The sequence below is a fragment of the Flavobacterium galactosi genome (genome assembly GCF_048158585.1).
In the GTDB taxonomy this organism is placed as follows: Bacteria; Bacteroidota; Bacteroidia; order Flavobacteriales; family Flavobacteriaceae; genus Flavobacterium; species Flavobacterium galactosi.
This window is the reverse complement of sequence record NZ_JBLNKV010000001.1, coordinates 43200-69633: the sequence shown is the minus strand read 5'-3', so window position 1 is coordinate 69633 and position 26434 is coordinate 43200. Positions and strand designations below refer to the sequence as shown.

The 26434-nt window shown below is 34.5% G+C and carries 22 protein-coding genes and 1 riboswitch; of the genes, 17 read left to right on the top strand and 5 right to left on the bottom strand.

What is annotated here, in order from left to right:
• The first annotated feature begins 10 nt into the window (after positions 1–10).
• From ACM55M_RS00290 to ACM55M_RS00280, 3 genes are all read left to right on the top strand, one after another.
• The gene (locus tag ACM55M_RS00290) at positions 11–613 is read left to right on the top strand and encodes a DNA-3-methyladenine glycosylase family protein (RefSeq protein WP_416855462.1); all 603 of its coding nucleotides are present in this window, start codon (positions 11–13) and stop codon (positions 611–613) included.
• 105 nt (positions 614–718) lie between these two features.
• Complete coding sequence (locus ACM55M_RS00285; protein WP_161644349.1) at positions 719–1249, top strand: inorganic diphosphatase; 531 nt, start codon at positions 719–721, stop codon at positions 1247–1249.
• Between the two features lie 111 nt (positions 1250–1360).
• A complete protein-coding gene (locus ACM55M_RS00280; RefSeq protein ID WP_416855461.1) occupies positions 1361–3820 on the top strand; it encodes a sodium-translocating pyrophosphatase in 2460 nt (819 codons plus the stop codon).
• A 127-nt stretch (positions 3821–3947) separates the two neighbouring features.
• On the opposite strand, the gene ACM55M_RS00275 is transcribed toward ACM55M_RS00280, so the two are convergent.
• From ACM55M_RS00275 to metK, 4 genes are all read right to left on the bottom strand, one after another.
• On the bottom strand, positions 3948–4352 hold the full coding sequence (locus ACM55M_RS00275) for a hypothetical protein (RefSeq protein ID WP_416855460.1): 405 nt from the start codon (positions 4350–4352) through the stop codon (positions 3948–3950).
• A 180-nt stretch (positions 4353–4532) separates the two neighbouring features.
• On the bottom strand, positions 4533–5147 hold the full coding sequence (locus ACM55M_RS00270) for a deoxynucleoside kinase (protein WP_416855459.1): 615 nt from the start codon (positions 5145–5147) through the stop codon (positions 4533–4535).
• On the bottom strand, positions 5147–5938 hold the full coding sequence (locus ACM55M_RS00265; RefSeq protein ID WP_416855458.1) for a hypothetical protein: 792 nt from the start codon (positions 5936–5938) through the stop codon (positions 5147–5149). The genes ACM55M_RS00270 and ACM55M_RS00265 overlap by 1 nt, the downstream gene beginning before the upstream one ends.
• 113 nt (positions 5939–6051) lie before the next feature.
• Positions 6052–7302 (bottom strand): methionine adenosyltransferase, encoded by a 1251-nt coding sequence (gene metK / locus ACM55M_RS00260; protein ID WP_416855457.1) that lies wholly within the window; start codon positions 7300–7302, stop codon positions 6052–6054.
• A 772-nt stretch (positions 7303–8074) separates the two neighbouring features.
• On the opposite strand from metK, the gene ACM55M_RS00255 reads away from it, so the two are divergent.
• The 7 genes from ACM55M_RS00255 to ACM55M_RS00225 all read left to right on the top strand — a co-directional run bounded on the left by ACM55M_RS00255 (position 8075) and on the right by ACM55M_RS00225 (position 17479).
• Positions 8075–9367 (top strand): O-acetylhomoserine aminocarboxypropyltransferase/cysteine synthase family protein, encoded by a 1293-nt coding sequence (locus tag ACM55M_RS00255; RefSeq protein ID WP_416855456.1) that lies wholly within the window; start codon positions 8075–8077, stop codon positions 9365–9367.
• Positions 9368–9507: 140 nt separating this feature from the next.
• On the top strand, positions 9508–10509 hold the full coding sequence (locus ACM55M_RS00250) for an alpha/beta fold hydrolase (protein ID WP_416855455.1): 1002 nt from the start codon (positions 9508–9510) through the stop codon (positions 10507–10509).
• Between the two features lie 1011 nt (positions 10510–11520).
• A riboswitch (SAM riboswitch) is annotated at positions 11521–11645 on the top strand.
• Between the two features lie 79 nt (positions 11646–11724).
• The gene (locus ACM55M_RS00245; RefSeq protein WP_416855454.1) at positions 11725–12702 is read left to right on the top strand and encodes an alpha/beta fold hydrolase; all 978 of its coding nucleotides are present in this window, start codon (positions 11725–11727) and stop codon (positions 12700–12702) included.
• A 12-nt stretch (positions 12703–12714) separates the two neighbouring features.
• Complete coding sequence (thrA, locus tag ACM55M_RS00240) at positions 12715–15129, top strand: bifunctional aspartate kinase/homoserine dehydrogenase I (RefSeq protein WP_416855453.1); 2415 nt, start codon at positions 12715–12717, stop codon at positions 15127–15129.
• Positions 15130–15215: 86 nt separating this feature from the next.
• A complete protein-coding gene (locus tag ACM55M_RS00235) occupies positions 15216–15650 on the top strand; it encodes an OsmC family protein (RefSeq protein WP_416855452.1) in 435 nt (144 codons plus the stop codon).
• Positions 15651–15727: 77 nt separating this feature from the next.
• Entirely contained in the window at positions 15728–16900 is a 1173-nt protein-coding gene (locus tag ACM55M_RS00230) for a trans-sulfuration enzyme family protein (RefSeq protein WP_416854381.1), read from the top strand.
• Positions 16901–17068: 168 nt separating this feature from the next.
• A complete protein-coding gene (locus tag ACM55M_RS00225) occupies positions 17069–17479 on the top strand; it encodes an RrF2 family transcriptional regulator (protein ID WP_416845629.1) in 411 nt (136 codons plus the stop codon).
• Between the two features lie 152 nt (positions 17480–17631).
• On the opposite strand, the gene ACM55M_RS00220 is transcribed toward ACM55M_RS00225, so the two are convergent.
• Positions 17632–18414: a sulfite exporter TauE/SafE family protein gene (locus ACM55M_RS00220; RefSeq protein ID WP_416855451.1), complete on the bottom strand. Its 783-nt coding sequence runs from the start codon at positions 18412–18414 to the stop codon at positions 17632–17634.
• A 413-nt stretch (positions 18415–18827) separates the two neighbouring features.
• Between ACM55M_RS00220 and ACM55M_RS00215 the strand changes: the two genes are divergently transcribed.
• From ACM55M_RS00215 to ACM55M_RS00185, 7 genes are all read left to right on the top strand, one after another.
• Entirely contained in the window at positions 18828–19739 is a 912-nt protein-coding gene (locus tag ACM55M_RS00215; RefSeq protein ID WP_416855450.1) for a sulfite exporter TauE/SafE family protein, read from the top strand.
• Positions 19740–19754: 15 nt separating this feature from the next.
• The gene (locus ACM55M_RS00210) at positions 19755–20456 is read left to right on the top strand and encodes a phosphoadenylyl-sulfate reductase (RefSeq protein ID WP_416855449.1); all 702 of its coding nucleotides are present in this window, start codon (positions 19755–19757) and stop codon (positions 20454–20456) included.
• Positions 20457–20520: 64 nt separating this feature from the next.
• Positions 20521–21420 carry a sulfate adenylyltransferase subunit CysD gene (cysD, locus tag ACM55M_RS00205; RefSeq protein ID WP_416856262.1) on the top strand — a complete coding sequence of 300 codons (900 nt, stop codon included), beginning with the start codon at positions 20521–20523 and terminating at the stop codon, positions 21418–21420.
• Between the two features lie 120 nt (positions 21421–21540).
• Entirely contained in the window at positions 21541–22785 is a 1245-nt protein-coding gene (locus ACM55M_RS00200) for a sulfate adenylyltransferase subunit 1 (protein WP_035668363.1), read from the top strand.
• Positions 22786–22873: 88 nt separating this feature from the next.
• A complete protein-coding gene (locus ACM55M_RS00195; RefSeq protein WP_416855448.1) occupies positions 22874–24964 on the top strand; it encodes a nitrite reductase in 2091 nt (696 codons plus the stop codon).
• Positions 24957–25730 carry a uroporphyrinogen-III C-methyltransferase gene (gene cobA, locus ACM55M_RS00190; RefSeq protein ID WP_416855447.1) on the top strand — a complete coding sequence of 258 codons (774 nt, stop codon included), beginning with the start codon at positions 24957–24959 and terminating at the stop codon, positions 25728–25730. The genes ACM55M_RS00195 and cobA overlap by 8 nt, the downstream gene beginning before the upstream one ends.
• Positions 25731–25732: 2 nt before the next feature.
• Complete coding sequence (locus ACM55M_RS00185; RefSeq protein WP_416855446.1) at positions 25733–26377, top strand: precorrin-2 dehydrogenase/sirohydrochlorin ferrochelatase family protein; 645 nt, start codon at positions 25733–25735, stop codon at positions 26375–26377.
• Positions 26378–26434: the final 57 nt, after the last annotated feature.

The window sequence follows — 26434 nt, the reverse complement described above, 5'->3', positions numbered from 1 at the left end:
AAATAAAACGATGCAAAAAGCCATTGAATATCTTTTAGAAAAAGACACCATTTTCAAGTCAATCATTGAACAATATGGGATGCCAACAATTCCCATAAGACCCCAAGGATTTGAAACTTTAGTGTTGTTAATTTTAGAACAACAAGTATCTATAGATTCAGCAAAAGCGACTTTTTTAAAGTTAAAGGCCAAAGAAAAAAACTTTGAACCTGCAGTACTTCTTAATTTATCGGATGAAGAATTTAGGAATCTTGGCGTAAGCCGTCAAAAAACGTCTTATATCAAAGCGTTGTCAACTGCGATACTGAATAAAGATATTGATTTGGAAAGTTTGCCAACCAAAACTGCGGAGCAAGTTCGAGAAGAACTGGTAAAGATCAAAGGAATAGGAAACTGGACCATTGATATCTATTTAATGTTTTGTCTTCAAGCGCCAGATTTACTTCCATTGGGAGATATTGCGGTAGTAAATACGATAAAAGAATTGTTGGATATTCACAATAAAGAAGATATGGAAGTCCATACTATAAAATGGAGCCCGTATCGTTCCGTGGCGACCTATCTTTTGTGGCATCATTATTTGAACAAAAGAAATCGAACGGTGGTTTACTAAAGTGCTGTTTGTTACAATTTAATCAACAGATAACCTAAATTTTTCATTGTTGAAAGGGATTCTTTACTTATTTTTGCACCCATAAATATAGAAAAGAAAACTAAAATGACTGCAGACAAAATAAACACTTTCGATGTTCTTATCGAAATTCCAAGAGGAAGTAGAAATAAGTATGAGTACGATTTCGAAATAAAAAGAATGCGTTTTGATAGAATGTTATTCTCTTCAATGATGTATCCGGCTGATTACGGATTTATTCCTGAAACTTTAGCTTTAGATGGAGATCCATTGGATGTTTTGGTATTAATAAATGAACCAACTTTTCCTGGATGTGTTATAGAAGTGAAACCAATTGGGGTTTTCCACATGGCAGATGATAAAGGACCGGATGAGAAAATTATTTGTGTACCGGTTTCAGATCCAATTTGGAATTCATTAAACGATTTATCAGATATCAATCCACACTTATTAAAAGAAATTGAGCATTTCTTCCAAGTATACAAAGACCTTGAAAACAAACAAGTGGATGTAGAAGGTTGGGGAGATTTGAGTGAAGCAAAAGCGATTATCAAAGAATGTACGGATCGTTTTGATGCAATCGAAAACAAACCAGAAGGATTATTTAGTATTAAATAATTTTCACCCATAATTTTTACAAAAAAAGCAATATTCCGTTAGGAGTATTGCTTTTTTGTTTAAATTCGTTTCGTAACATTATTAATACTAACCAAAAACCAAAAGAAATTTATGAATACAATAATGATTTACTTGCCAATAGTTATGGCAATTGTAGGACTTCTGTTCATGTGGATTAAAAGAGCTTGGGTGTTAAAACAAGACGCTGGAGATGGTAAGATGAAAGAGATTTCAGATTATATTTACGAAGGTGCATTAGCTTTCCTTAAAGCAGAATATAGGTTATTGGCTTTCTTCGTTGTTGGTGCAAGTATTGTTTTAGCCGGAATGTCTTTCTTGTTCCAAACGACAAATATATTAATAGTAGTAGCGTTTATTTTTGGTGCTTTTTTCTCCGCTTTCGCAGGAAATATGGGAATGAAAATAGCAACAAAAACTAATGTGAGAACCACTCAAGCTGCCCGTACCAGTTTGCCACAAGCCTTAAAAGTTTCTTTTGGAGGTGGAACAGTAATGGGATTAGGTGTTGCCGGTTTAGCCGTTCTGGGTTTAACAGGATTCTTTATTGTTTTTTTTAATCTTTTTATGGGTGGGGTTTGGACTTCATCTGAAGATATGACCAAAGTGTTGGAGACGTTAGCAGGTTTTTCTCTTGGAGCGGAATCTATTGCCTTGTTTGCTCGTGTTGGTGGTGGAATTTACACAAAAGCTGCCGATGTAGGTGCAGATTTAGTAGGTAAAGTAGAAGCCGGAATTCCAGAAGATGACCCTCGTAATCCTGCTACAATTGCTGATAATGTGGGCGATAATGTGGGTGACGTTGCCGGAATGGGTGCCGATTTATTTGGTTCTTATGTAGCGACAGTTTTGGCAGCCATGGTTCTTGGTAATTATGTTATTAAAGACATGGGCGGGAAAATCGAAGATGCTTTTGGTGGAATCGGACCTATTTTACTGCCAATGGCAATAGCCGGTTTTGGAATATTATTTTCTATCATCGGAACTATGCTGGTAAAAATTACGGATGAAAATGCAAAAGAAAAACAAGTGCAAAAAGCATTAAACATTGGAAACTGGGTTTCTATCCTATTAACGGCAGTGGCTTGTTTCTTTTTAGTACAATATATGTTGCCTACAACCATGAAAATGGAATTTTTTGGAGAAGGAATACAAGATATCTCCTCCATGAGAGTTTTCTATGCAACTATCGTAGGATTGGTAGTTGGAGCCACAATTTCATCTGTTACAGAATATTACACAGGATTAGGGACAAAACCAGTAATGGCAATTGTACAAAAATCGAGTACTGGTGCAGGAACAAACGTAATTGCAGGTTTGGCTACCGGAATGATTTCTACTTTTCCAACGGTTTTATTATTTGCTGCTGCAATTTGGACTTCTTATGCTTTAGCAGGATTTTATGGTGTAGCTTTAGCGGCTTCAGCGATGATGGCAACAACAGCTATGCAATTAGCAATCGATGCTTTTGGACCAATATCAGATAACGCAGGTGGAATTGCCGAAATGAGTGAATTACCTAAAGAAGTTCGTACAAGAACGGATATTTTGGATTCTGTTGGAAACACAACAGCTGCAACTGGGAAAGGTTTTGCCATTGCTTCGGCTGCATTGACTTCATTAGCTTTATTTGCTGCGTATGTAACTTTTACAGGAATTGACGGTATCAATATTTTTAAAGCGCCAGTTTTAGCGATGCTGTTTGTGGGCGGAATGATACCTGTAGTTTTCTCGGCTTTAGCCATGAATTCTGTTGGAAAAGCAGCTATGGACATGGTGTACGAAGTGCGTCGTCAGTTCAGGGAGATCCCAGGAATTATGGAAGGAACCGGAAAACCGGAATATGCTAAATGTGTTGATATTTCTACCAAAGCAGCTTTACGAGAAATGATGTTGCCGGGAATTTTGACTATTGGTTTTCCAATAGCAATTGTTTTACTTGGAAAATTAGTTTATGGACACAACAACCAGTTAATCGCTGAAATGTTAGGAGGTTATATGGCTGGAGTTACTGTGTCTGGTGTGCTTTGGGCAGTTTTCCAAAACAATGCAGGTGGTGCTTGGGATAATGCCAAAAAATCTTTTGAAGCAGGAGTGTTAATTAACGGTGAAATGACATACAAAGGTTCTGATGCGCATAAAGCAGCAGTAACTGGAGATACAGTCGGTGATCCGTTCAAAGATACTTCTGGGCCATCGATGAATATATTAATCAAATTGACGTGTTTGATTGGACTTGTAATTGCTCCAATTTTAGGGGATGGTAGTCATACTCTTTCTGATCGTGCCTCGTGTTGCGCTGCTTCTCAAATGTGTATGTCAATGTCTGCAGCCGAATGTGTTGCTAAAGGATGTACAAGTAAAACGTGTAAATATATGAATGCGGCAGCAATGCCAACTCATATGATGTCTAAAGAAGTTTCCATTGAAAAAACAAGTATTGATGGAAAAGTAAAAGTAACAGTTAAAACAACGATAAACGGTAAAGTAGATATCCAGTATTTTGAAGGAACTGAAGAGGAAGTTCAGGCGAAAATCGATGCTTTGAAATAAAATAATTTAGTGCCTGATATTTAAAATGCCCTGTAAAAACAGGGCGTTTTTGTTGTTGCAAACAATGAATTGTTAAAAAAATAATTCATTCAAATTTGTATTCGTTGGATTGGTATTTCATAAAAATTCAATATGTGCCCCAATCGCCCCAATAGGTATCCCAATTAGAAAGTTCTATAGCTGCAACAACTAAAAGAACAATTCCTAAAGAGCCTACAACAATTGCCACATTTCCTATTGTGGTTGTTGTTCTGTCTAGAACACGTATGGTTTTTAAATCACTTTCGATCAGCGGTATTTTTTCAATTTTACGTTTAGTCTTTATATAGCCGTAATAGTTGCCGTCAATTTGTTCAATGTTAATAAGCTTGAGTTTTGCATTGTCTGTTTTAATAATTAAAATTTTTCTATTTGTAACTACTGCCTGATCTAAAGTCACAGGCGCTTTTTTATAAACAGCACAACTTTGCAGATTTAGGACGATAACTAATAGAAAACAAACAGTTTTGTTTTTTAAGTTGGTGTATCTCATGATTTTAGATTTAAATTAATAATCAGAAAAACCAATTGATTAGGGTTTTAGGGTATGATAAATTTAGGGAAAAACAAATCACTTTACTATTTGTTGCTAGTGGTAAAGTGGTGATTTATAAAGGTATGAAAATAAAAAATGCCTCACAAATGGGAAGCATTTTTTTAATATTTTTTTTCTCTAAAATAACCCGTGTAACTCTGCATCGATGCGGTTAAAGATGTTTCCTAAATCTTCAGGATTGTCAACAAAGTTAATATTATCAACATCAATAATTAATAATTTCCCTTTGCTATACGTATGAACCCAAGCTTCATAGCGCTCATTCAAACGGCTTAAATAATCAATTGAAATCGAGTTTTCATATTCTCGTCCGCGTTTGTGAATTTGCCCGACTAAATTCGGGATGGAACTTCTTAAGTAAATCAATAAATCGGGTGGTTTTACCAATGATTCCATTAATTCAAAAAGGGCAGAATAATTCTGAAAATCACGATTCGTCATTAATCCCATCGAATAAAGATTGGGAGCAAAAATATGTGCATCTTCATATATGGTCCTGTCCTGAATGATCTTTTTACCACTTTCACGAATTTGCATCACTTGACGAAACCGACTATTCAAGAAATAAATTTGTAAATTAAATGACCAACGCTCCATTTGATGATAGAAATCATCTAAATAAGGATTGTCGACAACATCTTCAAAATGAGGTTCCCATTTGAAGTGTTTTGCCAATAAGCGTGTCAAAGTTGTTTTTCCTGATCCAATGTTTCCTGCTACTGCTATGTGCATTACGGTATTATGATTTTATAATTTGTAATTCCTTCTGATGTAAAAATAGATAAAATTTGGTCTTTGTAGCAGAATTTTTTAAACGTTTTTTCTAAAATTTCAATTTCGAATTTTTGATTCTTTTCAATATCTTCAATAGTTAGAATTGAGTCTTTAGAAATGATAAATTGGTTGTCACTGATGATTTCTATCGAATCAAAATCGAAAATTTTTCCCTTCTTTGTTATTTTTCCAAAAATGTCACAAGAGTACCAATTATTTTTTTCATCAATCCAATAAAAAGTATTGAAATCAGATTGATAATATTTTAGGCTTTCCGGAAATGAAGTAGAAATGGTTTTGTAGTCCTTTTTTAAATAATCATAAAGTCCAATTTGCTGGTTCAGACTATTATAAATCCATAATTGATTTTGAGATGCTATTCCGGTAGCGCTTGCAAGTATTGGAACTGTGTTTTCTGAAAAATTTATTTTTTGAGTTTCGTTCAGTTGATTGTCAAGTAAGATAACGGTATTGAAATTTTCGTAAAACAAAACAATTTTTAATGGATTCAGTAAATCTACTTTTATGATTTTACCCAAAGAAATGTTCTTGTATTCTAAAGTTTCGTTGCCTTTTATTTTAGAAAAAACATTGTTCTTAAGCGTATAATAATATCCAAATTGATCGTAGCCTAAAAATGGATCGGCATCAACAGGCAGATGACTTATCTTCGAAGGAAATAGCTTTTGGTTTTGACTATATGCAATCGAGGATAAGGCGAAAAAAAATACTATAATAAGGTTTTTCATAATTTAAGCAAATTACAAAAAAACATTGATGTTGTCAGCTTCGAAAAAGTCGATAAAACAAAAAAACCATTCGCACTTGTCGAATGGTTTTCTATATAAATAATTTCAGATAATTACAATCCGAAAGCTGTTTTAACTTGGTCAACGAAATCTAATTTTTCCCAAGTAAACAATTCAACCGAAACGGTTTTTACGTTTCCTCCAGGTGCAGAAAAAGTTTTAGTTACCGTTTCTGGCGTACGACCCATATGTCCGTAAGCAGCAGTTTCACTGTAAATGGGATTTCTTAATTTCAAACGTTGTTCGATAAAGTAAGGACGCATGTCAAAAATAGCTTCTACTTTCTTGGCAATTTCACCATTCGTTAAATTCACTTTTGATGTTCCATAAGTATCGATAAAAATACCCATTGGTTTTGCAACACCAATTGCGTAAGAAACTTGTACTAAAATCTCGTCAGCAACACCTGCCGCTACTAAGTTTTTAGCAATATGACGCGTTGCATAAGCAGCACTTCTGTCCACTTTACTTGGATCTTTTCCAGAGAATGCACCACCACCGTGAGCACCTTTTCCACCGTAAGTGTCTACAATAATTTTTCTTCCTGTAAGTCCAGTATCTCCGTGTGGTCCTCCAATTACGAATTTTCCTGTTGGGTTAATGTGGTATTTGATTGTGTCATTGAATAAATGAGCATGTGCAGGATTTTTAGCAATAATCCTTGGAATCAAAATTGCAACGATGTCTTTTTTAATTTTTGCTAACATTGTAGCTTCTTCATCAAAATCATCATGTTGTGTTGAGATTACAATAGCATCAATACGAGTTGGCTTATTGTCATCGCTATATTCTAAAGTTACTTGAGATTTTGCATCAGGACGCAAATAAGTAATTTCGTTGTTTTCACGTCTTAAAATGGCTAACTCTTGCAATAATTTATGTGATAAATCAAGTGCCAATGGCATGTAATTTTCCGTTTCATTAGTAGCATAACCAAACATCATTCCTTGGTCACCAGCGCCTTGTTCTTCAGGATTTTTTCTGTCAACGCCTTGATTGATATCAGCAGATTGTTCGTGAATAGCAGAAAGGATTCCACAAGAATTGGCTTCAAACATGTATTCGCTTTTAGTGTAACCAATTTTTCTGATTACGTCACGAGCGATTTGTTGCACGTCTAAATAGGTGTTTGATTTTACTTCACCAGCCAAAATTACTTGTCCAGTAGTTACTAAAGTTTCGCAAGCTACTTTTGAGTCAGCATCAAATGCCAAAAAGTTATCGATTAACGCATCCGAAATTTGATCTGCAATTTTGTCTGGATGTCCTTCGCTTACAGATTCTGACGTAAATAAATAGGCCATAATAATTATTAGTTTAAAATTAAGCGAGAAAAAATAATTGCTGAAAAAGACTAAAGGAGAGTTTCTGCTTTAGCATTTTTTCTACTGAAAAATTTTCAGCATCCATAATGAATTCGTTTCATTATGAAGAGGTTGCAATCAGTTCAAATTTTTCCTCTTGTATTCGGGTGCAAATGTATGAAACCATTTTGAATTGCAAATTAATCTTTTGTTTTTTTTAATTTAAATGAAAAAATTTAACATATTCTACTATTTCTATAGAGTTTGTAAAATAAAATTGATTTTTGTTTGGTAGTTTCAAAAAAAGTTTGCAATTTTGCTTCATCAAATAAGAAAAAATGAAATTAGTTACTATCAATATGTGTTGCATGATGCCGGAATCTTCCGCAGAGCTCACTATTGTATAGTTTTAAATTTTAAAAATATATAATTAAGACCGCTGCTAACCGCAGTGGTTTTTTTATTTAAGGGCAGAAATAAAGAAGAATTCAATTTTGTCAAACTAAAAACAAGCTGAAGTAAGATCAGTATAAATACAATGATAAAAAGAGTAGCAAATAAAATAATGGTGTGTTGTATGATGCGTACGTGCATCCCAATTTGCTATTACCAAAAGTGAAAGATATAATCTTTGTTATAGTTCCAACTATAAGTCCTTTTGGTAAGCCATCCAAAAGGACTTTTTTTTTACTCAATAATTTGAAAACACAATAAGTATCACAATCTAAATTAATAACAAAATAAATAATACTAATTATAAAATCTAAACATCATGAGCACACAAAAATTTGCAACAAACGCATTACACGCAGGACACGACGTAACAAAAAACGCAGGAACCAGAGCTGTTCCTATTTATCAAACCAGTTCTTATGTTTTCAATAACTCGGAACATGCCGCCAATCTTTTTGGTCTTGCGGAACCCGGATTTATTTATACCAGATTGAATAATCCAACAAATGACATTCTGGAACAACGATTAGCCACTTTAGAAGGCGGGATAGGAGCAGTAGTTACCGCATCAGGAACTGCTGCAATTGCCACAACATTATTGGTATTGCTAAAAGCAGGTGACCATATTGTGGCTTCCAACAGTTTGTATGGCGGAACGTATAATTTGTTAAAAGTTACGTTACCAAGATTAGGTATTACCACCACATTTGTAGATCCATCTGATCCGGCTAATTTTAAAAATGCTGTGAAGGAAAATACCAGAGCATTTTTTGTGGAATCTTTAGGAAACCCCAAATTAGACGTGCTGGATTTAAAAGCTATTTCGGCTGAAGCCAAAGCATTCAAAGTGCCTTTTATTGTTGATAACACGGTTGCGTCTCCATATTTATTGAACCCAATTCAATACGGGGCAGATATTGTCATTCACTCTTTGACGAAATACATAACAGGTAACGGAACTTCTCTGGGAGGTGTTGTTATTGATGCAGGAAATTTTGATTGGACGAATGGGAAATTCCCGGAATTCACTGAGCCTTCTGCGGGTTATCACGGATTAGTGTATCACGAGGCCCTTGGAAATGCTGCTTTTATTGCTAAAGTTCGTATTGAAGGTTTACGCGATTATGGTGCTGCTTTGAGTCCGTTCAATGCCTTCCAAATTATTCAAGGATTAGAAACGTTGCCTATTCGAGTTCAAAGACACAGTGACAATGCTTTTGCTTTAGCCCAATGGTTAGAAAGTCAGCAAGAGGTAGATTGGGTAAATTATCCAGGATTAAAATCGAGTAAATACTACGCTTTAGGTCAGGAATATTTGCCAAAAGGACAAAGTGGAGTTGTTACTTTTGGGTTAAAAGGAGGATTTGAAGCTGCCAAAAAAGTAGCTGATGGAACTAAAATATTCTCTCTTCTGGCGAATATTGGCGATACAAAATCACTGATTATTCATCCCGCCAGTACCACGCACCAGCAATTGTCTGACGCGGAACAAATTGCAACAGGAGTTTCTAAAGATTTAATCCGACTTTCTGTTGGTTTAGAAGACATAGAAGATTTGAAAGGGGATTTGAAAGCCGTTTTCGAAAGTATAAAAAAATCTCAATTGGTATAAAAGTTTGTTTTTTGGTAGTTAAACTGTCTTTGGTTATTGGTCAGGCCAAAGGCAGTTTTTCTTAAAATAGAAATGTGTAGCAATAATTTGTCACCGTTAAAATCAAATTTTAATCAATTCAATCTTAAAAATTATTTAAAATGAAAAATATAGAAAAAATAGATCTCTTTAATTTTGATTTAGAAATAGGGAAGCAGAAGCCATACATTTCTTTATCGTATCAAGTTTTTGGTAAGCCTATTGGTAGTTATCCAATTATTTTAGTGAATCATTCTTTAACGGGAAATTCAAATGTTAGTGGTAAAAATGGTTGGTGGAATGGTATAATAGGAGAAAACAAAGCCATTGATACTAATTATTTTACGGTTATCGCCTTCAATATTCCTGGGAATGGATATGATGATGTCCTGGAGAATTTTATCGATAACTACCGCGATTTCACCGTTCGGGACATTGCTCGGATTTTTTGGGAAGGATTGTCTTTTTTGAAAATTGAAAATCTTTTTGCTGTTATTGGAGGAAGTCTGGGAGGTGCAATTGCATGGGAAATGGCAGTTTTAGAGCCCGATAAAATTGAAAATCTAATCCCTATTGCTACAGATTGGAAAGCGACAGACTGGTTAATTGCGAATGTTTTGATTCAAGATCAGATTCTCAATCACTCGGATGACCCCATTGTGGATGCTCGATTGCACGCTACGTTGTTGTACAGAACGCCGGAATATGTGAATCAAAGATTTCAAAGAAATAAACTAGACAGTTCCTCCATTCTCCAAATCGAAAATTGGTTGCTCGATCATGGGTTAAAATTGAAAGACCGATACCGATTAGCAGCTTATAAATTGATGAATCATTTGCTAAAAACGAATGATATCACCCGCAATAGGAAAGATTTTTTGGCTGTAGCCAATACCATTCAAGCGAATATTCATCTGGTTGCAGTTGATTCGGATTACTTGTTTATTGTTGATGAAAGCCGGAAAACCTACTTTGGATTGAAAAATATAAAACAAAATGTTTTTTACCACCAAATCCAATCCATTCATGGGCACGATGCTTTTTTAATAGAATTCAATCAATTGTCCGATATTTTAAACCCTATTTTGAATCATCACAAACAACCAAATTACGTCAGCGCTTAGAATAGCAATTTTTTCTTGAAAAGAAGGAGGAATGTAAAACAGATTCGGTATTTAAATCAAATGAAGCAGGTCGGAACAGTTAGGTTGTAACGGGAACGTAATTAGTATTAAATTTTCTGGTTTTTATTTGGAAAATTCAAAAACAATTAGCATATTTGCTGTAAGAAAAAAAACAAAGATGAAATTTAATGTGTGCAATATGTCAAAAGCCATTCAGGAGAAATCCTGCGGGTCGCTTGTTGCTTAAATTTAAATTAAAAATTTATATAGCAAAAGCCTCCCGGATAACGGGAGGCTTTTTTTTTGAAATGCATCGGTCGTAATTTTTTAAACATAAAAAAATCAAGAATAAAATGAATACGCTAAATCAACAGAAAACAATTAATTCGAAGGTCAAAAACATGATTTGTGCCAATGCCATTATGTGTATTCATGTCTGTTGATTCCAAAAGTATAAGTTTATAACACAACTTAAAACCCTTTTGGATATGTATCTAAAAGGGTTTTTTCATTTATTCTGAATTGTTTCAGAATCTATAATTAATCAAAATAAAAAAGTAACATCTAATATCTTATAATTATGAGCGCAACAAAATATTTCCCAAGGACCTTTCGGTTGCTAAAAAACTTTAGTTTCAGGAACAAAATAGAAAACAGTAGCGATTCAAAAAATGAATTGATCCATCCAAGATTTGAAGTGTCAAAAAACGATCCTTTGGCACAAAAAATAGTGCCAAATTCTTTACTTTTTCTAATGTATTCAAAAGAAAATGAAGAGCTTTTTATTTAAAAAATCGAATTTGAATAACAGTTTTGATTTTCCTGATATTCGTACTAAAAGTTGTTGTTTCGGCGAAGGATAAAATCCACTTAATGGGATTCTTCCTTCGTTGAAAAACAATTGTGAGTTACTTTTTCTAGATTGTTTTTCAAGGAATCAATTCACATAAAATTTGGTTGTTAAAAAAAATAGTAGTTAATTTGTGCCTTTAAGTTCAAAAACGTATTGAAATGTTATAAAGAAAGGCAGAGGGATTAGACCCGATGAAGCCTTAGCAACCCTTCGGTAAATCGAAGAAGGTGCTGCATTCTACCTTTGTTCTGAATTGTTTCAGAAGCTAAAGGAAAGATAACACAAAGAATTCTTCTAGTTTACTTCTAGCTTTCTTTCTAATATTTCCAGACACAAATCAAAAAATCATAAAAGATTTGAAATTGGAAAATAAACCAACACCTATTACATTACAAAATTTCACCACAGAAAGTGGGGCTTTTTATGCTACCTTAAACCTAAGTTTTCAAGTTTTTGGTCCAGCTTTACATACAGCTCCAATAGTTTTGGTAAATCATGCATTAACTGGAAATTCCCAAGTTGTGGGAGTGAACGGTTGGTGGAATGATTTAATTGGTGAAAGCAAAACCATAGACACAAATAAATACACGGTACTGGCTTTTAACGTTCCTGGAAATGGTTTTGATGATACCATCATTGAAAATCATTTGGATTTTAACGCCAGAGATATCGCCAGAATTTTTATTGAAGGCATTCATTTCCTTAAAATAAAACAGCTGTATGCTATTATTGGTGGTTCAGTAGGAGGTGGAATTGCTTGGGAAATAGCAGCTTTGGAACCAAAAATAACACAACATTTAATTCCGATTGCAACCGATTGGAAATCGACAGATTGGTTGATAGCCAATTGCTTTTTGCAGGAGCAAATTCTGAATAATTCTTCAAAACCTATTGAAGATGCTCGGATTCATGCGATGCTTTGTTATAGAACTCCGGAATCGTTTAAGTCGAAATTTCAGAGAACCATTAATGAGGAATTAGCCATTTTTAACATTGAAAGCTGGTTGTGTCATCACGGTGAAAAACTCCAAAAACGATTCCAACTTTCGTCTTATAAAATGATGAATCAATTGCTCAAAACAATTGATATTACTCGAAATAGTGATTCATTTGAAAAAATTGCATCCAAAATTGAAGCTGACATTCACATCATTGGAATCGATTCAGACTTGTTTTTTACGGTAAGTGAAAATAGAGCGACGTATCAGGAATTAAAAAAATATAAAAATAATATTACCTATCAAGAGATTGTTTCCATTCACGGACACGATGCTTTTTTAATAGAATACAAACAATTAGACAATTTGCTTGCCTCCATTTTTAGGGGCGACACCATATAAAAAACGTACACAATGAAAATATTAAAATTTGGAGGTAAATCTTTATCGAATGGCGAGGGAATAAACAAAGTGGTCGCTATTATTACTGATAAAGTAAATCAAGGAGAAAAAATTGCAATAGTAGTTTCGGCAAGAGGAAATGCTACAGATGAATTGGAAGAAATTTTAGGAGTTGCCTCTAAAAATGGTAATTATAAAGAATTATTTGAAGACTTTAAAAAATATCAACAAGATGATTATGATGAAGTTGATTTGTCAGAAGAATTCAATGTTCTTGAAAAACTTTTTGAAGGCGTAAGTTTAATTGGTGATTACAGTAATAAAATTAAAGATCAAGTGCTTTCAAAAGGAGAGTTGCTTTCGGCAAAATTACTGACGGCTATTTTAATTAAAAATGGAGTAAATGCGCGTTTTGCAGATACAAGAGAATTAATTAAAACGGATTCGAAATTTGGAGACGCACAACCTTTGGAACAACTTTCTAAGAAAAACGTAATCAATTATTTCAAACAAAATAACGGAACAACTGTAAATGTGGTTACCGGTTTTATAGGCTCAAATAGTAAGAACGACACTACGACTTTAGGAAGAAACGGGAGTAACTATACTGCTTCATTGATTGCGAATTATATCGATGCGGAAGAACTGCAGAATTATACGCATGTTGATGGAATTTACACAGCCAACCCGGATTTAGTTCCTGATGCTAAAAAAATAGATCATTTGACTTTTAACGAAGCAAATGAATTGGCTAATTTTGGGGCAACGATATTGCACGCCAAAACGATTATTCCTTTATTGGAAAAAAATATTCCGCTTCGTATCTTAAATACATTCAACCACGAAAATAAAGGGACATTAATCACTTCTAATTCTAACAAAGAGGGGATTAAAACACTTTCGGTACTTGAAAATGTGTCGTTGGTAAATCTGGAAGGAAGAGGATTGCTAGGAAAAACAGGTGTCGATGCCCGAATTTTTAGAGTGATGGGCGACAATGATATTAGCGTCAGTATTATTTCTCAAGGTTCTTCAGAAAGAGGAATCGGTTTGGTGGTTGATGCCGATAAGGCAACGAAAGCAATGATTGAACTGGAGAAAGAATTCGAAAATGATTTCTACTCGAAGGATGTGAATAAAATCACGGTAACCGATAATGTTTCGGTGATTTCAATCATTGGGCAGGATTTGAGTACGTTTCACAAGCCCTACACGGCGTTGATAAAAAATAAAATTGTCCCTATACTTTTCAATAACACGGTTACCGGTAAAAACGTAAGTTTGGTGGTGAAAAAATCACAACTTCACAAAGCGTTAAATGTGATTCACGGGGAGATTTTTGGAGTTTCCAAGAAAATTAATATTGCCATTTTCGGGCATGGATTAGTAGGAGGAACTTTGATTAACCAAATACTGGAATCAGCGGCAAGTATTGAGAAAAGGAAAGACATTAAGCTGAATGTTTTTGCAATTGCAAACTCTAAAAATGTGCTTTTAAATAAAAATGGTGTCACTCCAAACTGGAAAAATGAAATCCAAAATAATGGATTCTCCTATACAATTGACGATGTTATCGCTTACGCAAATGAGCATCACTTGGAGAATTTAATTGCTATTGATAACACAGCAAGTGCTGTATTTGTAGAAAATTATATTCCTTTGATAGAGAATGGTTTCGATTTGATTTCCTCTAATAAAGTGGCAAATACATTAAGCTATAGCTTTTATAAAAAATTGCGAAAAGTATTAGCGGATAATCAAAAGAGTTATTTGTATGAAACCAATGTAGGAGCTGGATTGCCATTGATAGATACGATAAAATTACTGCATCTTTCAGGCGAAAATATCACAAAAATCAAAGGCGTTTTTTCGGGTACATTGAGTTATTTGTTCAATAATTTTTCTGCAAAAGAGGTGCCATTTAGTGAGATATTGAAAGAAGCAATTGATAATGGATATACGGAACCTGACCCAAGAGAAGATTTGTGTGGGAACGATGTTGGTAGAAAATTATTAATTTTGGCAAGAGAATTAGATTTGCAAAATGAATTTGAAGAAATCAACATTCAGAATTTAATTCCGGAACATTTACGGGAAGGTGATGTTTCCGATTTTCTAAATAAATTGAAGGAGTTTGATCCTATTTATGATAAAATTAAAGCGAAACAAAAACCAAATCACGTGTTGCGATACATAGGTGAATTATCAGGTGATTTACAAAACGACAAAGGAAATCTAGAAGTGAAATTGGTTTCGGTACCTTCGGATACGGCATTAGGTGGATTAAAAGGTTCTGATTCTTTCTTCGAAATTTACACGGAATCTTATGGAGACAGACCCATTGTAATTCAAGGCGCAGGAGCTGGATCAGCCGTGACGGCGAGAGGGGTTTTTGGGGATATTTTGAGATTGTCAGATAAAGGATAACGATTTAAGATTGCAGATTGCTTTGTCTGTTCACTCTTTCAGGCTCGGGTAACGATTTTTGATTTAAGATATAAAAAAAATACAAGATGAAAATAACATTAGACAGAGTAAACGAAAACTTTCACTTCGAATTAAAAAATGAACGTGGTCATATAGTAAATGTGGATGCCAGGCCTGATTTTGGCGGTAATGATATGGGTCCAAGCCCAATGGAATTAATATTAATGGGAGTTGCGGGTTGCAGCGGAATTGACATGATTTCAATCTTGAAAAAACAACGTCAAGAAATTACCTCTTTCAAAGCTGATGTTGAAGGTGAACGTGTGCAAGTTGGGGATGCAAAACCATTCAAAGATATTTACGTGGTTTTTTCACTTGAAGGGAATATCAAAGAAGATAAAGCCTCGAAAGCAGCCCAACTTTCTTTCGAAAAATATTGCTCGGTTGCCAAAACAGTAGAGCCAACAGCGACCATACATTATAAAGTAGTTTTAAACGGAGTGGAATTAGCCAAAATCTAAATTTAGCTTCAAGGAATACAATTAAAACAATTTGAATTTGTGCAAATTTGTGCAATTCGTGTTAAATATTAAAAAAAATGAACGAACAAGATTTTGGTTTTGAAACCCAAGCCATCCGTACCCAATTAGAAAGATCACAATATCAGGAGCATTCCGTGCCTTTATATTTATCATCCAGTTTTGTATTTGAAGATGCCGAAGACATGCGTGCCTCTTTTACAGAAGAAAAAGAACGCAATATTTACAGTCGTTTCAGCAATCCAAACACAACTGAGTTTGTTGATAAAATTTGCAAAATGGAAGGAGCCGAAGCTGGTTATGCTTTTGCAACAGGAATGGCTGCGGTATATTCTACGTTTGCAGCTTTGTTGAATTCAGGGGATCATATTGTTTCTGCAAGTAGTGTTTTTGGTTCTACGCACGCTTTGTTTATGACTTATTTTCCAAAATGGAATATCGAAACCTCGTATTTTGATATTAATAAGCCAGAAACTATTGAGAGTTTCATTAAACCAAATACCAAAATATTGTATGCCGAGTCGCCTACAAATCCTGCAGTAGATATTATTGATTTGGAATTATTAGGAGCTATTGCCAAGAAACACAATTTGATTTTAATCATCGACAATTGTTTTGCAACGCCTTATATTCAACAACCTATAAAATGGGGAGCGCATTTAGTGGTGCATTCAGCTACCAAATTAATAGATGGACAAGGTAGAGTTTTGGGCGGAGTAACGGTAGGTAGCGAAGATTTGATTCGTCAAATTTATTTGTTTTCTAGAAATACAGGGCCCGCATTATCCCCATTCAATGCTTGGATTTTATCTAAAAGTTTAGAAACATTGGTAGTTCGTGTCGAAAAACATTGCGAAAATGCTTTGAAAGTAGCTGAGTTTCTAGAAAATAATCCGAATGTGAACAGCGTGAAATATCCGTTTTTGAAATCACATCCAAAATATGAAATAGCCAAAAAACAAATGCTTTTGGGAGGTAATATTATTGCTTTTGAAATCAAAGGCGGAATAGAAGCAGGGCGACAATTTCTTGATAAAATAAAACTCTGTTCCCTTTCGGCAAATATTGGTGATACGAGAACTATTGTAACGCATCCAGCCTCTACAACACACAGTAAATTATCTGTTGAAGAACGTTTGGCAGTAAGTATAACTGATGGTTTGGTACGTGTTTCAGTAGGTTTAGAAACAGTAAAAGATGTAATTGCTGATTTGGAGCAAGCGCTTTCATAGGGATTTTTGATTTCAGATTTAGCGTATGTCAAAAATCGTTAATCTCCATTCCTTATTCTTAAATCAAAAAGTATATTTTTGTTGTTACAATAAAAGACATGTTGATTTCGGATTACTTTAAAATTTGAAATCAACAATCGTTAATGAACAATCTTAATTCACTTAAATATGCTTTCAAAAAAGACTAAATACGGAATAAAAGCTTTGTCATTTTTGGCTCGGCAAGAGAATCAAACCCCGGTTCCCATTTCGGATATTGCAAAAAGTGAAAATATTTCTATTAAGTTTTTGGAAAGTATTTTATTACTCTTACGCTATTCTGGTTTTTTGGGAGCAAAAAAAGGAAAAGGCGGAGGTTATTACCTGATTAAAGAGCCAAAAGATATTAATATGGCTCATGTATACCGCATTCTTGAAGGGCCTATTGCCCTATTGCCTTGTGTAAGTCATAACTTTTATGAAAAATGTGATGATTGTATTGATGAGGTAAATTGTTCCGTTCATAAGCTAATGACTGAAGTGCGTGACAATACCTTAATGATTTTGGAAAACAATTCATTAGCGGATATTACTTTTTAGTCTATTCTGTCAAATAAAATAACATAAAAAAGACCATTTCATTGAATTAACCCAATGGAATGGCCTTTTTTTGTAAAAAATAATGTGGTCAAAAATGGATTATAGAACCATTTTTATATGTCAATTTCAATTAAAATATTTCTTCATAAAAGCTAAAAAACCAATTTATATCCCACGAAAAATAACATTATCGCAATAGCATTTCTAAGAAACAAATCAGGTACTTTTCCACTCAACATACTTCCTATAAAAATTCCAGGAAATGATCCTATTAATAACTGGCCTAATAGCCCTAAATCTAAATTTCCCATTGAGGCATGTCCTATTCCTGCAACAAGAGTTAAAGGGACGGCATGAGCAATCTCTGTTCCGACTAATCTCGGAGTTGGCAAAAGTGGGTACAGGAAAAATAAAGTAACGGTACCTAAAGCACCAGCTCCTATCGAAGTAAGGGTCACAGTTGCGCCCAGCATTACGCCAATAGCGATAGTTAATACATTTTGAGTTTTACTCTGACTATGGAATTTATCACCAGCATGTTTTTGAGAAAAAACTAAAAGTTTCTTTTTGAACAAAATGGCTATCGAAGTAAAAAGTAGCGCCCAACCCAAACTGTATTTTATTACAGCATTTATAGTTGAAATGTCTGTTTTGATACTATTTAATATCCATAAAGTTAGTAAAGCTGCGGGAACACTGCCTAAAGTAAGCCAGCCGGTGATGGACCAATTTATATTGCCTTTTTTATGATGTACAAACACGCCGCCTACTTTAGTAAAAGCCGCATACAATAAATCGGTTCCAACGGCAGTAGTTGGTGGAATACCAAACCATAATAAAATTGGAGTCATTAAAGATCCTCCTCCCACACCTGTTAAGCCTACTATAAAACCAACTACTAAACCTGCAACGACTAATCCTAATTGAAAATCCATGAAAGAAATTTTTTGACAAAATAACAACTATTTTTATAATTGTCCTATAGGTAAGGTAGAGTTTGTGAAATATATTTTAAAAAGTGAAAATAAATCAATCTTCTCCTTAATAATGTGCAATTAAATAAATTTACCATCCTATTGAGTTTGGTGGAAGTTTAATATGTTTTTCAAATAGTTTAAGTTCGTAGTGATAGAATGAAGTCGGTTACTTGTATTCAAATTGATTGGTTCTTGGTAAATGACAAATAAGTATTGAAACTAATTGATTTCAATTATTGAGTCTTTTAGGACGTTTTTTTAATGTGAAAAATCCAAATATTATTTTGTTATTTATAAATAAGTAGTATCTTTGTGGAGTAATCTACTAAGCCGATAGGGCAATAGACATGATTGAGTCAAATTAGTTTTACATGGAAAATATGAATAAAGAATTGAAAATAAACAGTGAGGCATTAAAACCGGAAGTTTCGTTTACAAAACGTTTGTGGGTTATTATTCCTGTTGTTTTGTTAGTAGGGTTATTGTCAACATTGGTGTATAATCATTATGCTGAATTTTCTTGGAATGGTTTTGTAGCCGGGTTTAACCAAGAGTTTTTAATATTTGTCTTGATTGGGATTTTTGCTCAATTAGTGGATGGGACTTTAGGGATGGGTTATGGAGCTACGTCAACATCTTTTTTGTTAGCGTATGGAGTTCCGCCAGTCATTAGTAGTGCTGGAGTACACGTTGCTGAAATGTTTACAACGGGAGCGTCGGCAATTTCTCATCATAGATTTGGAAACATAAATAAAAAGTTAGTAAAAAACCTTTTAATTCCAGGGGTGATTGGTTCTGTTGTTGGAGCTTATTTATTGTCGGATGTGATTGATGGTGATGTGATAAAGCCTTTTATTGCGGTATATATGATTGCTTTGGCTGTTATAATTATTAGAAAAGCCACGAAAAAGAATATTATCAAAAAGAAAACAAAACGCTTAGGTGTTTTGGCTACTTTTGGGGGTTTTATGGATGCTGTTGGTGGAGGCGGTTGGGGACCTATTGTGACTTCAACATTACTTGGACGAGGTAGAAATCCTCGTTACACTATTGGTTCTGTGAATGCTGCTGAATTTGCCGTTTCTTTTGCAAGTGGAATTACTTTTATGCTTTTTGGTGGGATACACGGTTGGCAGGTGATTGTAGGATTGATTGTAGGAGGGGTTGCTGCGGCACCACTTGCGGCTTATTTGGTTAATAAAATTCAAAGAAAGCCAATGATGATTGCGGTTGGAATATTGATAATTGTTTTGAGTTTAAAAACATTATCTAAATTTTTATAAAAGAGAAACGAGATTATGAGTATAGCTATAGTAAATACTTTATTAGAAAAAACAAAAGGTTTTTCCATTGAGGAAACGCTTGCTTTTTTAGCTAATGAATATAAGAATAAAGTTGTTTTTTCAACTTCTTTCGGGCAGGAAGACCAAGTGATAACGGCTTTAATTGCCAAAAATGATTTGCCGATTACCATTTTTACTTTGGATACAGGAAGAATGTTCCAAGAAACTTACGATGTTTTTCATAAGACATTGAAAAAATATAAAATAGATATTAAAACCTATTTTCCGGAAGCAACCGCGGTTGAAGAATTGTTAAACAAAAAAGGACCAAACAGTTTCTACGAATCAGTGGAGAATAGAAAAGAATGTTGTTTTATTCGAAAAGTGGCTCCGTTGACCAAAGCTTTAAAAGGAAATGAAATTTGGATTACCGGTTTGCGTGCGGAACAATCAGAAAACAGAAATGATTTGGCAGCCTTTGAATACGATGCTCATTTCAACATCATCAAATTTAATCCGTTATTGAAATGGACTTTAGCCGAGGTTCAAAAATATATTGATGATAATAATGTGCCACAAAACGCTTTACACAAAAAAGGGTTTGTAAGCATTGGTTGCGCGCCTTGTACGAGAGCCATAGCCGAAGGCGAAGATATCAGAGCAGGAAGATGGTCATGGGAATCGAGTCATAAAGAATGTGGTTTACACCAAAAATAAAAGTTTAATCGTTTAAACGAAAACTGATTAACAAAAAAACAAATTACCAAATAAACAAAGAATGATGAGTTCAATATTAAAAACAAACGCTTTAGAAAGCGAAGCGATATACATTTTTAGAGAAGTTATTTCTCAATTTGACAAACCGGTTTTGCTTTTCTCTGGTGGAAAAGATTCAATTACATTGGTGCGTTTAGCGCAGAAAGCCTTTTTCCCTGCTAAAATTCCTTTCCCATTGTTACATGTTGATACAGGGCATAACTTTCCTGAAACTATTGCGTTTAGAGATAAATTGGTAGCTGAATTAGGATTGGAATTAATCATTCGTAATGTGCAGGATGCAATAGATGAAGGTAAAGTAGTAGAAGAGTCTGGGAAATATTCTAGTAGAAACAGTTTGCAAACTACAACACTTTTGGATGCTATTGAAGAATTCAAATTTGATGCTTGTATTGGTGGTGCGCGTAGAGATGAAGAAAAAGCAAGAGCTAAAGAACGTATTTTTTCTGTTCGTGATGATTTTGGTCAATGGGATGAAAAAAATCAGCGTCCTGAATTATTTGATCTTTTGAATGGAAAAATTGAAAACGGTCAGAACGTTCGTGTTTTTCCAATTTCGAACTGGACTGAATTAGATGTTTGGAGTTATATCGAACAAGAGCAAATAGAAATTCCATCGATTTACTTTTCGCATAAACGTAAAGTATTCATAAGAGATGGTATGATTTGGTCGCATTCTCCTTTTGTATACCAAGAAGAAGATGAAGAAATCGAGGAAAGAATTGTTCGTTTTAGAACTGTTGGAGATATGAGTTGTACTGCTGCCGTTGATTCTTATGCAGCAACTATTCAAGAAGTGGTTGGTGAAATTAGATCTTCAACTATTTCTGAAAGAGGAGCCAGAATTGATGATAAACGTTCTGAAGCTGCAATGGAAAAAAGAAAACAACAAGGGTACTTTTAGAAAATTATTTTAAATTATAAATTCTAAATGTTTGAATTATTTCGGAAGCATTTAAAATTTAAAATTCGACACTTAAAATAAAATTTAAAATTCAATATTTAAAATAAAAAATAAAAACTGATGGAAGTTTTAAAAATAGCAACAGCAGGAAGTGTAGATGACGGAAAAAGTACATTAATCGGGAGATTATTATACGATACAAAATCGTTGACTACAGATAAGATTGAAGCAATAGAAAAAAGCAGTAAGCAAAAAGGATACGATTATTTAGATTTCTCATTGGCTACCGATGGTTTGGTTGCTGAAAGAGAACAAGGAATCACGATTGATGTGGCTCATATTTATTTTTCGACTGCCAAAAAAAGTTACATTATTGCCGATACTCCAGGTCACGTAGAATATACGCGTAACATGGTTACCGGAGCTTCGACTTCACAAGTTTCAATCATTTTGATTGATGCTCGTAAAGGAGTTATTGAGCAAACCTACCGTCACTTTTTTATCAATAATTTATTGAGAGTAAAAGATGTAATTGTTGCGGTAAACAAAATGGATTTAGTTGATTATTCAGAAGAAGTATACAATAAAATCAAAGCAGACTTTCAGGCATTAAATGCAAAAAGCGCTTTCAAAGAACAAAATGTAAGTTACATTCCGTTAAGTGCAATCAATGGTGGTAATGTTGCCGATAAATCGGAGAATATGCCTTGGTACACCGGACAGACGGTTTTGGAACATTTGGAATCTTTAGAGCCAAATGATATCTATGAAAACGGAATCGCACGTTTCCCTGTTCAAACAGTAATCCGACCAAAAACTGAGGAATATCACGATTTTAGAGGGTATGCCGGAAAATTATATGGGAACAATATTAAAGTAGGGGATGCCGTAACAGTACTTCCTTCTTTAACAGAATCTACAGTAACGAATATTCACTTTTTTGATAAACAATTTGACGAAGCTACGGCTGGTTCTTCTATCACTATCGAATTAGATAATGACATCAATGTAACCAGAGGTGATATGATTGTAAAATCTAATGAACTTCCTAAAATTGAAAAAGACATCACAACAACTGTTTGTTGGATGGACAGTAAAAAATTAGTGGCAGGTGCAAAATATTATGTACAACACAATAGCAATAGAGTTTTGGCAAAAATTGATAGTGTAAAAAACGTAATTGCAACCGATTATTCTGGAACAACTCCAGCGACTCAATTAGCTATAAATGAAATTGGAGAAGTAACTATTAAATTGAGCAAAGCCATTTATTTTGATGCTTACACTGATAATAAATCTAACGGAGCTTTCATCTTAATAGATGCTGCAACCAATACAACAGCAGGAGTTGGTTTTATAAAATAATTTTTAGCTTTTGCTAAAAAAATAAATAAGTTTAAAGATATAGATTAACAGCTAAAAGCCCAAAGCCAATAGCTAAAAGCTAAAAAAGATGCAAAGTTTTAGAACCGAAATAGAAGACCCGATTGTTCAAAAAGAGATTATCGATTTAGAGAAAAAAATTCATTCATTCCGAAGTGGACAAATTGACGATGAGCGTTTTCGCAGTCTTCGTTTGGCACGTGGTATTTACGGTCAACGTCAAGAAGGCGTGCAAATGATTCGTATTAAATTGCCATACGGAAAAGTGACCAGCGAGCAATTGAAGAGAATTACTGAAGTATCAGATGAATATTCAACGGGACGTTTGCACATTACAACCCGTCAGGATATTCAAATTCACTATGTGAGTTTAGATAGAACTCCTGAACTATGGTCTGAGTTAGCCAAAGATGATATCACTTTGAGAGAAGCTTGTGGAAACACGGTGCGTAATATTACAGGAAGTGAATTAGCAGGTGTAGATGTTGACGAACCTTTTGACGTGTCGCCTTATGCGCATGGTTTGTTTCAATATTTATTACGTAACCCAATTTGTCAAGAAATGGGACGTAAGTTCAAAATATCATTCTCCTCTTCTGATAAAGATACTGCTTTGAGTTATTTGCATGATTTAGGATTTATTCCAAAAATTGTAAATGGCGAAAAAGGGTTCAAAATAATGTTTGCCGGTGGTTTAGGTTCTCAACCAAGTCACGCCGAATTGCTTTCAGAATTTATACCTGTTAACCAAATTATTCCAACTGCCGAAGGTATAATCAGGGTTTTTGACCGTTACGGAGAAAGAGCAAAACGTTTGAAAGCACGTATGAAGTTTTTAATCAAAGACTTAGGTCGTGAGGAGTTTTTGCGTTTGGTTGACGAAGAGAAAAAAGCCCTTCCGTTTCATACCTACGAAATAGACACTACTGCATTTGAAGGACCAATTACAGAACCTTTGTTGGCAGTACCATCAGTAACGATTGCTGATGTTGAAGCTTTTGAAGCTTGGAAAAAATCGAATGTGATTGCGCAAAAACAAGCAGGATATGTTGCTATTGGTATTAAAGTACTTTTAGGAGATTTTTATACAGATAAAGCAAGATTATTAGCGGATTTGATTAAAAATTATGGTGCTAATGAATTGCGTTTTTCATTAAGACAAAACATCGTTTTACGTAATATTAAAGAAGAAAATCTAGCATTCTTTTATCAAGAATTAGCCAAATTGGATTTTGTTGCTTTAGGATATGATACTATCGGAGATATCACGGCTTGCCCGGGAACAGATACTTGTAATTTAGGAATCGCAAGCAGTACTGGTATTGCAGATGAATTAGAAAGAGTATTAAAAGCTGAATATCCACAATATAGCAATAATCAAGAAATCGCAATTAAAATTAGCGGTTGTATGAATGCTTGCGGACAACACAATATGTCCGAAATTGGTTTCCAAGGAATGTCAATTAATGCAGGAAAACTAGTTGCTCCAGCGCTTCAAGTATTATTAGGCGGAGGGAATTTAGGTAACGGAAACGGAAGATTTTCGGATAAAGTAATCAAAATTCCAAGTAGAAGAGGACCAGATGCGTTGCGTTATATCTTAAATGATTTTGAAGCGAACGGAAACGGACAATCATTCTTGAATTATTATGATGCCAAAGGAGAGAAATATTTCTACGAATTCTTGAAACCATTAGCTGATTTGACTAATCTTACCGAAGCTGATTTTGTAGATTGGGGTAATGCCGATAACTATGTAAAAGCAGTTGGAGTTGGAGAATGTGCAGGTGTAGTTATTGATTTAGTGGCTACATTACTATTGGAAGCCAAAGACAAATTAACTTTTGCACAGGAAGCTTTCGAAGATAAAAAATGGGCAGATGCGATTTATTTAGCCTACGCAGGTTTTGTAAATGGAGCCAAAGCAATATTATTGGCCGAAAATCAAAAAACAAATCACCACGCTGGAATTATTGATTTATTTGATACGGTTTTTATCGAAAGCAAAAAAATCGAATTGGATTCAAGCTTTAAAGATTTGGTTTATCAAATCAAAGCGAATGAGCCTTCTGCGGAATTTGCACAAAAATACATTCAAGAAGGAGTTGCCTTTTTTGATAAAATAGAAAAATACAGAGCCAAAGATTTAGCTGATGCATAATACAATACAACCAAAAGTAACTTTAGTAGGTGCGGGTCCCGGTGACCCAGATTTGCTTACTCTGAAAGGAGTAAAAGCACTTGCTGAAGCGAATGTGGTTTTGTATGATGCGCTGGCCAATGAAGAAATAATGAATCACGCGCCAAAAACTGCCATAAAACTATTTGTGGGAAAAAGAATTGGAGCACATGAGTATTCGCAAGATCAAATCAATCAGTTGATTGTAGATAATGCGCTTACGTATGGGAATGTGGTTCGGTTAAAAGGTGGAGATCCATTTATTTTTGGTCGTGGAAGTGAAGAAATAGAATATGCCGAAAGTTTTGGAATCCCTACATTTGTGGTGCCCGGAATTTCATCAGCTATTGCAGTTCCCGCTTACCAAGGCATTTCTTTGACAAAAAGAGGCGTTTCCGAAAGTTTTTGGGTCATCACAGGTACAACTTCCGACAGGAATTTGTCAGATGATGTAGCTCTCGCAGCGCAATCATCAGCAACAGTAGTGATTTTGATGGGAATGAGTAAGCTATCGCAAATTGTGTCTTTATTCCAAAAAGAATCCAAAGGAGAAACTCCAATTGCGATTATTCAAAACGGAACTACTCCACAAGAAAAAGTGGGTGTTGGAACGGTTAACACTATCCAACAAGTTGTGGCGGAGAACAAGTTAAGTTCACCAGCGATAATTGTTATTGGAGAAGTGGTAAAAGAGAGTAGCAAGTTCAAAGGGTTTTACGAAGAATTTATAGCATCTGAAATAAGATAATAATGGAGCAAAACGAATTATATTCCAACAATCAAGACTCGGCACCCTTTCCTTCGGAGAGGGCTGGGGAGAGGAACGAATTATATCCAATATTTTTAAAATTACACAACCTCAATGTACTTATTGTAGGTGGAGGAAATGTGGGTTTGGAAAAGTTATCGTTTATGCTAAAATCCAGTCCCAATGCTAATGTTGAGGTCGTAGCTCCGAAATTCTCACAAGAACTGGTAGCTTTGGTGGAAAAACATCCTTCGGTGAAATTGACTAAAGCCAAGTTCAAGAAAAAGATGTTGAAGAAACGGCACATGGTTATTGCTTGTACCGATGATTTGAGAGTCAATAAACGAATATTCGACTTGTCACGAAAAAGATATTTGATTTGCAATATTGCCGATACGCCGCCATTATGTGATTATTATTTGGGAGGAATTGTAACCAAAGGAAATGTCAAAATAGCCATTTCAACAAACGGGAAATCACCGACAACAGCCAAAAGATTACGCGAATTTTTCGAAGAAATAATTCCGGACGATATCAATAAAATGGTCGAAAACCTAAATGAATATCGCAAAACGCTGAAAGGAAATTTCGAAGAAAAAGTTCAAAAAATGAATGAAATCACTGAAGCGTTAAAAAATAAAGAATAAAAGAACCAATAAGTAACGAATGATATTTATCATTTAAAACAGTAAAAATCAATCGTT